Here is a 12,589-nt window from a genome sequence, read left to right on the forward strand (position 1 = left end):
CCTCCTATTTTTGGTAGTAATATTGGAGTGTATCTGGATAAATCTCAGTTGGGTAGTTACCAGTAAAGCAACCGAGGCAAAAACCTTCTGTTCCTTCGGTTTTGACAATCGCCCCTACCATCCCCTCGGTACTTAGGAACGTTAAGGAATCAGCACCAATCAACTGTCTAATTTCTTCCACTGATTTATCTGAAGCGATTAATTCTTCTTTCGATGATGTATCAATTCCATAGAAACATGGATTTTTTATTGGAGGTGAACTGATGACCACGTGCACTTCAGTAGCTCCTGCTTCTTTTAGCAAGCTGACAATCCTTCTGCTCGTTGTACCACGAACAATGGAGTCATCAACCATGACAACACGTTTACCTTCAACGACACCGCGAACCGCTGACAGCTTCATCTTTACCCCTTGCTCACGTAATGATTGAGTTGGCTGAATGAAGGTCCTGCCGACATATTTATTCTTAATTAATCCCATCTCATAGGGGATTCCAGCTGCTTCCGCATAACCAATGGCCGCTGAAATACTAGAATCCGGAACTCCTGTTACGACATCCGCTTCAATTGGAGCTTCAACCGCTAATCTTTTTCCCATGTTCTTTCGAGCTGTATGAACATTGATTCCTTGGATGTTACTATCAGGTCTTGAAAAATAAACATATTCCATTGTACAAATGGACTTTGTCGAATTGAACGCAAATTGTTCTGAGGTGATTCCTTCTTCATTAATGATTAATAATTCTCCAGGTCTGATATCGCGGATGTATTCTGCTCCAACAACATCAAAGGCACAGGTCTCAGAAGCCACCACATAGGCATCTCCAAGACAGCCAAGCGAAAGTGGTCTTAATCCATGAGGGTCAAGAGCAACCATTAATTCCTTCTCTGTTAAAATTAAATAGGCATAGGCTCCTTTTAACATCGAAAGCGCATTTTTCACCTGATCCTTCAACTGGGGATACCCGCTTCTCCTAATTAAATGAGCTAATACTTCTGTGTCAGAGCTGGTTTGGAAGATACTCCCTTGTGTTTCAAGCTGATGTTTTAAGAAATTGGCATTTACTAAATTCCCATTATGAGCAAGTGCCAGGCTTCCAGTTTGGGAATGGAACAGTAAGGGCTGGACGTTCTCATAACCGCCGCCCCCAGCTGTCGCATAACGAACATGCCCAATCGCAGATGTACCTTTTAATTCTTCCATCACGTTTGCTGTGAAAATCTCTGAAACTAGTCCTTCACCCTTTACAACTCTAAGCTTCTCTCCATTGGATACCACAATCCCTGTACCCTCTTGGCCGCGGTGCTGCAGGCTATGGAGTCCGTAATAGGTAAGCTGTGCAGAATCTGGATGTCCAAAGACACCAAAGACTCCGCACTCTTCGTTTAATCCCTTGATTTCAGCAAGCATGGGATAGCTCCTTTCCAGGCATCCTTCAATTCGTTTACAGAAGCTTCTAAAATCGTGTTATTCTCAAGCCTAACCTTTAATAAGGCTGTATCATTTACTTCACCAATCAATTTGGCAGCTACTAAACTTTCAAACTCTGTTTGGTGTTCTTTTTTCACAGTTAATAAGAAACGGGATTGTGTTTCACTAAATAATGCAGTTACTGGGTTATCTTCAATCGTGATAGCTGCCCCAAGCTTTTCTTGGCCAAAAAGACTTTCAGCCACCGCTACACCTAGCCCGCCTTCAGAAAGGTCGTGTGCCGATTGAACCACTCCTGCACGAATCGCTGCTAACACTTGATTCTGTCTTTCTTTTTCTAGTTGAATATTAAGTTCTGGAGCTTTACCGAAAATCCGTCCGTTTTGCAGTTTCTGTAACTCACTGCCTCCAAACTCAGGCTTGGTTTCTCCAACTAAGTAAATAAGGTCGCCGCCATTCTTAAAGTTCTGAGTCGTAATATGATCAAGATCTGTTACTAACCCAACCATTCCGATTACCGGTGTTGGGTAAATCGCTGTTCCGCTTGTTTCGTTATATAAAGAGACGTTACCGCCAATAACAGGAGTATTAAGAACTCGGCAAGCCTCGCTAATTCCATCTGCTGCTTTTTCAATTTGCCAGAACACTTCTGGCTTTTCTGGATTTCCAAAGTTGAGGTTGTCAGTAATCGCTAATGGCTCCGCGCCCGAACAAACAATATTTCGTGCTGCTTCAGCAACTGCAATTGCCCCGCCAACTTCAGGGTCTAAAAATACATAGCGTGAGTTACAATCAGTCGTCATCGCCAATGCCTTCTTGGTTCCGCGGATTCTGACTACAGAGGCGTCAGATCCAGGTGCAACCACTGTATTCGTACGTACCATATAGTCGTATTGGTTATACACCCATTCCTTGCTAGCAATTGTAGGCTGGCTAAGAAGTTGTTTCAATGTTTCATTTAAATCTTCAACTTGTGGAACTTCAACATCTAGTGCTTGGAATTCTTGATAGTAAATTGGTTCTTTTGATGGCTTATGGTAAACTGGTGCGTCCTCAGCTAGAGCGTCCACTGGAACATCTGCCACGATTTCGCCGTGTTGCAGCAAACGTAGTTTTTTATCATCAGTTACTGTACCAATCGCAACTGCTTCAAGGTCATATTTTGTGAATAGATCTTTGATTTCCTGTTCTCTTCCCTTTGTAACAACAATCAACATACGCTCTTGTGATTCTGAAAGCATCATTTCATAAGCAGTCATACCTGTTTCACGCTGAGGAACGAGGTCTAAGTTCATTTCAATACCCATTCCCGCTTTACTTGCCATTTCAGCGGAAGAACTTGTTAATCCCGCAGCACCCATATCCTGAATACCGACAAGGGCATCTGATTGAATCAACTCAAGACAGGCTTCTAGTAAAAGCTTTTCCATGAATGGGTCGCCCACTTGAACCGCTGGGCGGTTTTCATCGGACTGCTCTGTTAATTCCTCAGAAGCAAAGGTTGCACCATGAATGCCGTCACGGCCTGTTTTCGCTCCCACATACATCACTGTATTGCCAACACCTTGGGCAAGACCTTTTTTAATATCTTTATGATCGATTAAGCCTACACACATGGCATTTACTAACGGATTGCCTTCATAACATGGTTCAAATTGGATTTCGCCGCCAACTGTCGGAATTCCGATACAGTTACCGTAGCCAGCAATTCCGGCAACAACTTCTTTAAATAGATAACGTACTCTTGCAGATTCATCCAGTTCACCGAAACGAAGTGAGTTTAATAGAGCAATAGGACGGGCACCCATTGAAAAAATATCACGGATAATGCCGCCAACACCGGTAGCCGCCCCTTGATATGGCTCGATGGCTGATGGGTGGTTATGGCTTTCGATTTTAAACACAACTGCTTGGTTGTCGCCGATATCGACAATTCCGGCGCCTTCCCCAGGACCTTGAAGAACACGCTCACCTGTCGTTGGGAATTTTCTTAGGACTGGTTTAGAGTTTTTATAGCTGCAATGCTCAGACCACATAACTGAGAATAGGCCTGTTTCTGTGTAGTTTGGTGTCCGGCCAAGAATGTTTTCAATCTGGGTGAATTCTTCATCGGATAAGCCCATTTGCTGATAAAGTTTTTCTGTCTTTACTTGATCTGGTCTTGGTTCATGCTTTAACAACATTTGCTTCCCTCCAGCTTCTTACAATCGATTGAAATAATTTTAGTCCATCTGCTCCGCCTAATAACTCATCAACGGCTCTTTCAGGGTGTGGCATCATCCCAAGGACATTTCCTTTTTCATTGATAATTCCTGCTATATCTTCTAAACTTCCGTTCGGGTTGTCTTGGTAAGTAAAAACGATTTGGTTATTTTCTTTAAGCTTAGCGAGCGTTTCTTCATCACAATAGTAGTTTCCTTCACCATGAGCGACAGGGATTGAAATGGTTTCCCCTTCTGTATAGGCAGCAGAAAACATCGTCTGATTGTTCACTACCTTTAATTCAACCGGTTTACAAATGAATGAAAGACTTTCATTTCGTCTCATGGCCCCAGGCAGTAATCCTGCTTCCAATAAAATCTGAAATCCGTTGCAGACACCTAGAACTGGTTTTCCTGCTTCTGCTGCTTTTACGACTGCCTTCATTACCTTACTAAAACGAGCAATCGCTCCTGTACGTAAATAATCACCGTATGAGAAACCGCCAGGAAGTAAGATTCCATCAAACTCATCTAAGTTCTCAGTGTCATGCCACACATATTCAACCTGTTCACCAAGTTCATCCTTAATCGCATGGTACATATCAACGTCACAGTTAGACCCTGGAAAAACGATAACTGCAAACTTCACTGAGGAACACACTCCTCTACTTCATAACGGTAGTCTTCAATGACTGTATTTGCTAATAGCTTGCTGCAAATCTCATTGATCACTTCATCAAGGTCGCGCTCTGACTTTTCAATCGTTAGTTCCATATATTTACCGATTCGTACATCGGATACTTCTGGATAATTTAATGAATGCAGTGAATGAGTTACTGCCTTACCTTGTGGATCCAATACACTTTCTCTTAACGTCACATATACCTTTACCTTAAACATGCTGTTTTCCCCCTAATCTGGCTAAAATAGTCTCATACGCTTCTGTTAAACTACCAAGGTCGCGACGGAATACATCCTTATCGAGCTTTTCATTTGTCTTTTTGTCCCAAAGTCTACAAGTGTCTGGTGAAATTTCATCTGCTAATAATATGCTGCCTTCAGCGTCTTTTCCAAACTCAAGTTTGAAGTCTATAAGATTAATTCCTAAGTCGTTAAAAAAGCTTGATAAAACTGTATTAATTTTTAGTGCTTTCTCTTTTAAGGTGCTTAGTTCCTCTTCTGTTGCTATGTTCAATTCGTAAATATGGTCAGTGGTTAATAACGGGTCGCCGAGGTCGTCATTTTTTAAATAAAACTCTACGAGCGGCTTTGTTAATGCCTTACCTTCTTCGATTCCTAATCGCTTTGAAAGGCTACCGGCAGCGATATTGCGAACAACAACCTCTAGCGGTATGATTTCTACCCTTTTAACCAGCTGCTCAGTTTCAGAAATTCTTTCAATGAAATGCGATTCAATTCCCTGTTCCTTAAGCTTTAAAAATAGCAAACTAGTAATTTCGTTATTTAAACGCCCTTTACCAGTAATATCAGCTTTCTTTTGCCCGTTAAAAGCTGTTGCCGAATCCTTATATGCAATCAAAACAATTTGTTGATCATCCGTGCTAAAAATTCGCTTTGCTTTACCTTCATAGAGAAGTTCTTTCATTAAGAATCACTCCTATTTCGCAATATTGGGAATCTTCTAGATAAGTAAGGGGTGCTAAAGCACCCCTATATTCATTTTTTGTCTAGCTCTAGCGCCTAGGCGACGCTTCCGCTTTTCCTTTTAGCTGTTCAATCCTAATCGTTCAAAGATGGTGTCAACATGCTGCAGGTGATAGTTGTAATCAAAGCAGTCTGCAATTTCTTCAGCTGAAAGCAAGCTTGTAATTTTTGGCTCTTCTTCTATTAAACCACGGAATGGCACTTGATTTTCCCATGATTCCGCTGTTTTTGGCTGAACGGTATCATAAGCCTCTTCGCGCGATAATCCCTTATCAATCAACGCAAGGAGAACACGCTGCGAGTATATTAATCCTAGTGTACGGTCCATGTTACGTTTCATATTTTCCGGATAGACAGTTAGGTTTTTAATGATGTTTCCGAAACGATTTAACATGTAGTTCAAGGCAATCGTTGCATCAGGTAAAATGATCCGCTCTGCAGAAGAGTGTGAAATATCGCGCTCATGCCAAAGTGGAACATTTTCATAGGCTGTCATCATATAACCGCGAATCACTCGTGCCAAACCGGTCATATTTTCAGAGCCAATTGGGTTACGCTTATGAGGCATGGCAGATGATCCTTTTTGTCCTTTTGCAAAAAACTCTTCTACTTCACGTGTTTCACTTTTTTGCAATCCGCGTACTTCTACCGCAAACTTTTCAATAGAAGTCGCAATTAAAGCAATCGTTGACATATAGTGTGCATGGCGGTCACGCTGCAAGGTTTGTGTTGAGATTGGTGCAGGCTGTGTACCCAGTTTTTCACACACATATTGTTCAACAAACGGGTTGATATTCGCGTACGTTCCAACTGCACCGGAAATTTTCCCAAACTCAACACCAGTTGCTGCCTGATTAAATCGTTCTAGGTTCCGTTTCATCTCTTCATACCATAGAGCAAGCTTTAATCCAAAAGTAGTCGGTTCAGCATGTACCCCGTGCGTACGTCCCATCATCACGGTAAATTTATGTTCAATCGCTTTGTTCTTTAGGATATCAATAAAGTTTTCAAGGTCCTTCCGGATAATCTCATTCGCTTGCTTTAACAAGTAAGAAAGAGCGGTATCAACAACATCCGTAGAAGTTAAACCGTAATGCACCCACTTGCGCTCTTCCCCTAATGTCTCGGATACTGCGCGAGTAAAAGCAACAACATCATGCCGTGTTTCTTCTTCGATTTCTTTAATCCGGTCAATATTGAAGGATGCATTTTCTCGCAGCTTCTTTACGTCTTCTTTCGGAATTTCACCTAACTCTGCCCATGCCTCACATGCAAGGATCTCAACCTCCAACCAGGCCTTAAAGCGGTTTTCCTCTGTCCAAATCGCACCCATTTCAGGTCTTGTATAACGATCAATCATCTTTTTGCCTCCAGACTTTTTTCTTCCCAAATGTAACTAGTATTCACTTCTTCAAGGGCAATATCAACAGAATCACATAAAATCGTTACATGCCCCATTTTTCTTTTTAGTTTTGCCTCTTTTTTACCATATAAATGAACTTTCCAATCTCGAATGTTTGTTACTTTATCTAACACGTTTTGAACATGCTCCCCTAATATATTAACCATGACCGCAGGCTTTAATAGCTCTGTCTTCCCAAGGGGCAGGTTACACACAGCCCTGATATGCTGTTCGAATTGTGATGTTTCACAAGCTTCAATCGTATAATGCCCTGAATTATGCGGTCTAGGAGCGAGTTCATTTATGTAAATGATATCCCCCGCTGTTAAAAACATTTCAACCGCCAGTGTCCCTACCAGCCCAAAAGTATTTGCAAGTTGTATCGCGGATTGAATGGCCTTCTCCTCAGCTTGTTTACTAATACGCGCAGGAGCAATAGTCTGGTGAAGTATATTATCACGATGAATATTTTCTCCAACCGGAAATACCTTTGTTTCACCATTTGAATTTCTTGTGATAATGACGGAAATTTCTTTCGTAAAAGAAACCCATTTTTCCAGGATACATTGTCCGTTTTCAAGAAGTACTTGAGCCTTTTCAATATCCTGATGGCCTTTTAGAACCACTTGCCCTTTACCGTCATAGCCACCTCGTGCTGTTTTTAATACAACGGGATAGCCAAGCTGTTCACATTGTTCATGAAGGTCATTCAGAGAATTGATGACTGCATAGGGTGCCACCTGGACCCCAGCATTTTCAATCGCACCTTTTTCTTTCACTCGGTCCTGAGTAACTTCAAGTAAACTCTTTCCCTGAGGCACATATGCATGATTGCAAAGCCATTCAAGCGCCGCAGCATCAATATTTTCAAATTCATAGGTAATGACATCACTTATTTCAGCTAGTTTCTTTATCGCCTCTAAATCATCATAATCCCCAATTACCTTATAATCCGCCACCTGGCCGCAAGGCGAATCTTCAACCGGGTCTAATACGGCAATTCGATAACCCATTGCTCTTGCAGAAAGAGCCATCATTCTTCCCAACTGACCGCCGCCAATGATTCCTATTGTCTGACCCGGTAAAATAGTTTTATTAGACAAGCTGATCACTACTTTCTATTACCGTCATTTTGGACTCCAAGCGGACTTGTTCTAGTTTTTCTTGTATTTTCGAATCATTAATCGATACAATTTGGGCTGCCAGTAAACCCGCGTTGGTTGCCCCCGCCTTACCAATCGCAACTGTTGCAACCGGTACCCCAGCAGGCATTTGTACAATCGATAAAAGAGAATCCATTCCATTCAACGCCTTCGATTGAACAGGAACCCCAATTACAGGCAATGTCGTCTTTGCCGCCACCATACCTGGCAGATGAGCCGCACCGCCAGCACCTGCGATGATTACCTTAATTCCTCTTACTCTAGCATTCTCAGCAAATTCAAACATCAAATCAGGAGTACGGTGTGCTGAAACCACCTTTTTTTCATATGGAACCTCTAATCGGTCAAGGATTTCACAGGTATGCTTCATCGTTTCCCAATCGGATTTGCTCCCCATTATTACCGCTATAATTGGATTCATATTCTCTCCCCTTTGTCTCTAAATCCAGCCCCTGAACAAGGCGCTTACGCCCTTCTTACTTTACCAATATAAAAAGCCCAAAACAGATACTTCCCCAATTTCATGAAATGAGAGAAAGCAGTCTGTCCGGGCTGATATCGGCACAGTAAATGACCATGAAACGTGTTAACGTTTCCGGCATTTTTCCACTTCCCCTCATAGTCCAATCATTTACGGTAATTGGGTAGATACTTACGGGCCATATTCCCATTATTATACGAGGGTGTTACGTTATATATTTTTTTTACACCTTTATATTACATTTTCAGACGCAAATGGTCAATAAAAACGAACGATTTTATTTCTATAAAAACTATTGTTCGTTTTTACTCAGCACTGATGGCTTCAAATACAATCTGCCTTCCGACCGGTTCATAGGAAGTAATGTTTCCATTAACTACCTCCTGAAAAATTGGTTTTTCCGTTCGGCGAACCGGTATATACCCTTGTTTTTTCATCCGCTCTAGACAAGCTTCAATGCTTTCATTTTCTTGTACTTCAAATTGCATTTTCTTTTTACTCATGAAAATAATTTCCCTCTTTTCACAGATTTCACCCAAAACCCGCCATGAATCGCCTTAGGTTCATAGGAGATGATGAATGCTTTTGGGTCCAAACCTTTTATCGTTTCATATAATTTAAGTTCAAATTTTCTTGGTGTTAATATTTGAAGAGCCATTCGATCTCCCTCGAGCCCATGAGCAGCCCAGTCGGTCACCCCGAATCCCTTTTCTCTTAATACTTTAGGTAAGTTTTTATCGTATTCCTTTGTAATCACATTTACGGTAATATAGCCTAATGCCAGCTTTTCTTCAATTTTCATTCCTACGATGACACCGATCCCATATCCAACGGCGTAAGCAATTAGGTTTTGAATTTCATTTAAGTTATTTAAAACAAGTCCAAGACCTAAAACATAGATAACCACTTCTATCATACTCAAGAATGCTGCCAAATAACGCTGACCTTTTAACGTTAGAATCATTCTTATCGTAAAAAATGAAACATAAACAATGTTAATAAGTAAAATAATCACTACCATCATAAATCCATTCTCTAACATCTATACCCTCCTGTTCTCCTTTTGCCCATTTATAGTTGTATTTGTTAGTTTACCCTTTTTTAAGGAACTTTTCATTTCATTTAAAAAAGACCTGCCATTTGACAGGTCAGAGCCTAGTATTATTTTACTATTATTCTTTTTGATCTTTGACCTAAATACATACTCTACTCCTTTTATTGGAAATAATAAGATTTAAAATAATAAGCTGGTGACTTTATGATGAAAAAGATACTATTATTAGTTTTTCTGATATTTACCTTCCTTCCGATTGCTGCCAGAGCAGAACCTAAAGAAAATTTGAAAGCCTCTTTTGTAAGAGACAATCTTCTATGGTTAAAAATAAAGGATAAAGAAATAAAGATTACGGATACGGGTTATGTAAGGGAGCCAAGGAAGGGGATATTATGGATCTCTGGCTCTACAGGGTAAAGAGCAATAGACATTATAAGGTGAAAGAAAATGTTGGAGTTAATTTTCAATGGTCTCCGAATGAAAACTCACTTGGAGTCCAAGTTGCAAAAAATCTTTTTAGTTTACATACCAGTCAATTAGGTCTATTTACGCCTATAGCGAAGGATATAGAAAACTTCTCTTGGCTGCCATCCGGCAAAGGATTTCTTATATCAACTAAAAAAAGTCCTGAATTTCATTCAGATATCATCTTATCAAAAGTTATCTTGAGAAAAAAAGAAAAGCCTGCTGTGAACCATTTATATAACGTTAAGATAGGTAAAAATGAAATATTTGCTTCTACTAGTGAATTTAAATGGTCAAATGATAAGAAGTGGATTAGCTTTTTGTTAATCCCTACCGCTTCCTTATCAGCTGATGGTAATACATTATGTGTACTATCAGCTAATGGAAAAACATTCCGAAAGATGGATGAAATGTTAATTGAATCGGCTTGGTTCCAATGGGCTCCATATAATGGATTGTTGGGGTATGTAAGTGGGATTGGGCGAGAAGCAACGATTAATAAAAGATCGAGGGTTTTAAAAGTCCCTTCTATGAAAAATATGACTCTCACCCCAAGGGATTTTGTCGATCGTGATTTGACGTGGCAAAATAATCGAACCATAATCGTATCTCGTTCGAAGGAAAATGGTTCTGAGGACTTGAGCGAAAGAGCATTGCCAAGCCTATATAAGATTAGTCTATCAGATAATAAACAAACCCAATTAACAGTTCCTTCAGAGAAAGATGGAGATTTCAGACCAGAAATCGTTAAAAATAATTTGATCTGGACTAGAACTGACCGAAAGAAAGCAGATGTTATGATTTTTCAAACCTATAAATCTGGAGAGATGGTTTGGATAAAGAATATCAATCTCGGGAGTTCCTATTATGAAAAATGGAGTTGGGATGAGGTGTTTAGCTTATATACGGGGAGGTAACTTGACATCATGGGAGGGCCAGACAGTCCTTAATGCCTGGCTCTTACTCCAAAATTATTTTTCTTCAATTAACTTATTGGTTAGTGTACCTAATTTTTCAACTTCAACAGTTACCACATCACCAGGTTTTAAGTAAATTCGTTTTTCCAATGGGTAGCCTACAATAACCCCCTCTGGAGTTCCAGTTAGAATGACATCACCAGGTGTAAGAGTCATGTGCTGCGAAATATAGCTTACAATTTCATCTACATAAAAAATCATATCAGATGTATTGGAATCCTGACGTTTTTCTCCATTCACATAAGTTTTTAATTGTAAATTGTTAGGATCACCGACCTCGTCAGCTGTAACAAGATATGGACCTATTGGATTAAAGTCGTCACATGTTTTACCAAGTAACCATTGATGTGTCCTTTTCTGCAGGTCGCGTGCTGATAAATCATTAGCTGTACAATAACCAAATACATAATCTAAAGCATTTTCCTTATTTACATACTTCGCTTCCTTTCCAATTACAACGGCTAATTCAACCTCATAATCCAACCTTTGCGTCACTTTTGGCACAGCTATCTCACATTTATGTCCTGTTAATGAATTATTAAATTTACTAAATAATATAGGTACTTCTGGATATGGAGACTTTGTTTCATCCGCATGCTTGCGATAATTTAAACCTACACAGATAATCTTGTTCGGTTGTGTGACACATGGTCCCCACTTAACTTCCTCTTCATTTTTAATATAGGTTGATTTATTTTCAGTTGGCAGATTTGTAATATAATCCTGGAGTGCAGAAATAACTTCATGACCACCCGCGATAACATCCATGATATTTGTATGTACGTGATTATTAGGTACCTCTTTTAATGCTTCTTCAAGGTCAATTATGCCGTTCTCTATCTTTACACCTAACACAAATTTACCTTCTTTTTCTATCGTTACTAGTTTCATTGAATCATTTTCCTCCTTGATTTAGGTTAGTTTAGTAACATCTGATTTCTCTATTCCATCCTAGTTATCCTTCTTTTTCTTTTAATTATGGAAGAATGACTTAGGAAGGGATAGATCAGGTGCATAAATCTATAAAAGGTTTTTGATTCCCTCTTCTCTTGAAAAATTGAGCTTATGGAAGTCAAAAGCGAGCTTTGGTTCCCTTGATTTTTGAAAAGTTAGTGTTATGGGAATCAAAACAAGTCTTTGCTTACCTCCTGTGCTAAAAATCCTTTGATGAGGGAGTCAAAAGTGGTTATGATTCCTTTTCCTATAAATAAAAGGCACTTAAAAGGATTTAACTAAAAGTACGAAAATTATTATTCGTTACCCTCTTCTCTAAAAGTGTCGCCTCACGGGCACGATTCTCTATTTACCATATTATCTATCCTAATTTTTCCTTTTGGACAACACAAAAAAACACAACCCTTATCAGGTTGTGTTTCGTGTGCCTGGCAACGTCCTACTCTCACAGGGACAAAGTCCCAACTACCATCGGCGCTGAGAAGCTTAACTTCCGTGTTCGGTATGGGAACGGGTGTGACCTTCTCGCCATTATTGCCAGACTATTTAATTTGAGGTTTCATTCCCTCAAAACTAGATAATTTCAGAAGAAGTTTGTAAAACGAGTTCGCTTTTAAAAATTGGTTAAGTCCTCGAACGATTAGTATCAGTCAGCTCCACATGTTACCACGCTTCCACCTCTGACCTATCAACCTGATCATCTTTCAGGGTTCTTACTAGCTTGACGCTATGGGAAATCTCATCTTGAGGGGGGCTTCATGCTTAGATGCTTTCAGCACTTATCCCGTCCGCACA

The 12,589-nt window shown here is 40.0% G+C and carries 13 protein-coding genes, 2 rRNA genes and 1 riboswitch (1 of these 16 running past the window's edge); of the genes, 2 read left to right on the forward strand and 13 right to left on the reverse strand.

The features are described from left to right. Positions 1 to 4: 4 nt before the first annotated feature. The 10 genes from purF to QFZ31_RS19630 form a co-directional block, all read right to left on the reverse strand. On the reverse strand, positions 5 to 1,411 hold the full coding sequence (gene purF / locus QFZ31_RS19585; RefSeq protein ID WP_307306058.1) for an amidophosphoribosyltransferase: 1,407 nt from the start codon (positions 1,409 to 1,411) through the stop codon (positions 5 to 7). Beyond that, positions 1,387 to 3,615, reverse strand: a complete 2,229-nt coding sequence (gene purL / locus QFZ31_RS19590; protein ID WP_307306061.1) for a phosphoribosylformylglycinamidine synthase subunit PurL — start codon at positions 3,613 to 3,615, stop codon at positions 1,387 to 1,389. Before purL ends, purF begins: the two co-directional genes overlap by 25 nt. Next, positions 3,599 to 4,282 carry a phosphoribosylformylglycinamidine synthase subunit PurQ gene (gene purQ / locus QFZ31_RS19595; protein ID WP_307306063.1) on the reverse strand — a complete coding sequence of 228 codons (684 nt, stop codon included), beginning with the start codon at positions 4,280 to 4,282 and terminating at the stop codon, positions 3,599 to 3,601. Before purQ ends, purL begins: the two co-directional genes overlap by 17 nt. Continuing rightward, positions 4,279 to 4,533 (reverse strand): phosphoribosylformylglycinamidine synthase subunit PurS, encoded by a 255-nt coding sequence (purS, locus tag QFZ31_RS19600; RefSeq protein WP_063254695.1) that lies wholly within the window; start codon positions 4,531 to 4,533, stop codon positions 4,279 to 4,281. Before purS ends, purQ begins: the two co-directional genes overlap by 4 nt. Continuing rightward, positions 4,526 to 5,239 (reverse strand): phosphoribosylaminoimidazolesuccinocarboxamide synthase, encoded by a 714-nt coding sequence (gene purC, locus QFZ31_RS19605; RefSeq protein WP_307306065.1) that lies wholly within the window; start codon positions 5,237 to 5,239, stop codon positions 4,526 to 4,528. The genes purS and purC overlap by 8 nt, the downstream gene beginning before the upstream one ends. 120 nt (positions 5,240 to 5,359) lie before the next feature. After that, positions 5,360 to 6,658: an adenylosuccinate lyase gene (purB, locus tag QFZ31_RS19610; protein ID WP_307306067.1), complete on the reverse strand. Its 1,299-nt coding sequence runs from the start codon at positions 6,656 to 6,658 to the stop codon at positions 5,360 to 5,362. Beyond that, the gene (gene purK / locus QFZ31_RS19615) at positions 6,655 to 7,803 is read right to left on the reverse strand and encodes a 5-(carboxyamino)imidazole ribonucleotide synthase (RefSeq protein ID WP_307306068.1); all 1,149 of its coding nucleotides are present in this window, start codon (positions 7,801 to 7,803) and stop codon (positions 6,655 to 6,657) included. The genes purB and purK overlap by 4 nt, the downstream gene beginning before the upstream one ends. Continuing rightward, positions 7,796 to 8,284, reverse strand: a complete 489-nt coding sequence (gene purE / locus QFZ31_RS19620) for a 5-(carboxyamino)imidazole ribonucleotide mutase (protein WP_306075120.1) — start codon at positions 8,282 to 8,284, stop codon at positions 7,796 to 7,798. Before purE ends, purK begins: the two co-directional genes overlap by 8 nt. Positions 8,285 to 8,462: 178 nt before the next feature. Further along, positions 8,463 to 8,564: riboswitch (purine riboswitch) on the reverse strand. Positions 8,565 to 8,649: 85 nt separating this feature from the next. Continuing rightward, the gene (locus QFZ31_RS19625) at positions 8,650 to 8,847 is read right to left on the reverse strand and encodes an NETI motif-containing protein (protein WP_307306073.1); all 198 of its coding nucleotides are present in this window, start codon (positions 8,845 to 8,847) and stop codon (positions 8,650 to 8,652) included. Continuing rightward, on the reverse strand, positions 8,844 to 9,386 hold the full coding sequence (locus QFZ31_RS19630) for a DUF2179 domain-containing protein (RefSeq protein ID WP_306075118.1): 543 nt from the start codon (positions 9,384 to 9,386) through the stop codon (positions 8,844 to 8,846). Before QFZ31_RS19630 ends, QFZ31_RS19625 begins: the two co-directional genes overlap by 4 nt. Before the next feature lie 216 nt (positions 9,387 to 9,602). Between QFZ31_RS19630 and QFZ31_RS19635 the strand changes: the two genes are divergently transcribed. Next, positions 9,603 to 9,815 (forward strand): hypothetical protein, encoded by a 213-nt coding sequence (locus QFZ31_RS19635; protein WP_307306077.1) that lies wholly within the window; start codon positions 9,603 to 9,605, stop codon positions 9,813 to 9,815. Continuing rightward, a complete protein-coding gene (locus QFZ31_RS19640) occupies positions 9,791 to 10,780 on the forward strand; it encodes a translocation protein TolB (protein ID WP_307306080.1) in 990 nt (329 codons plus the stop codon). Before QFZ31_RS19635 ends, QFZ31_RS19640 begins: the two co-directional genes overlap by 25 nt. A 54-nt stretch (positions 10,781 to 10,834) precedes the next feature. Here QFZ31_RS19640 and QFZ31_RS19645 read toward each other — a convergent pair whose 3' ends face one another. The 3 genes from QFZ31_RS19645 to QFZ31_RS19655 all read right to left on the reverse strand — a co-directional run. Further along, a complete protein-coding gene (locus QFZ31_RS19645; RefSeq protein ID WP_307306082.1) occupies positions 10,835 to 11,731 on the reverse strand; it encodes a fumarylacetoacetate hydrolase family protein in 897 nt (298 codons plus the stop codon). Positions 11,732 to 12,220: 489 nt separating this feature from the next. Beyond that, positions 12,221 to 12,336, reverse strand: a 5S ribosomal RNA gene (rrf, locus tag QFZ31_RS19650). A gap of 78 nt (positions 12,337 to 12,414) precedes the next feature. Next, positions 12,415 to 12,589: ribosomal RNA gene (locus QFZ31_RS19655) — 23S ribosomal RNA — on the reverse strand (it continues 2,763 nt past the right edge of the window).

This window comes from Neobacillus niacini (assembly GCF_030817595.1).
Lineage (GTDB): Bacteria > Bacillota > Bacilli > Bacillales > Cytobacillaceae > Neobacillus > Neobacillus niacini_G.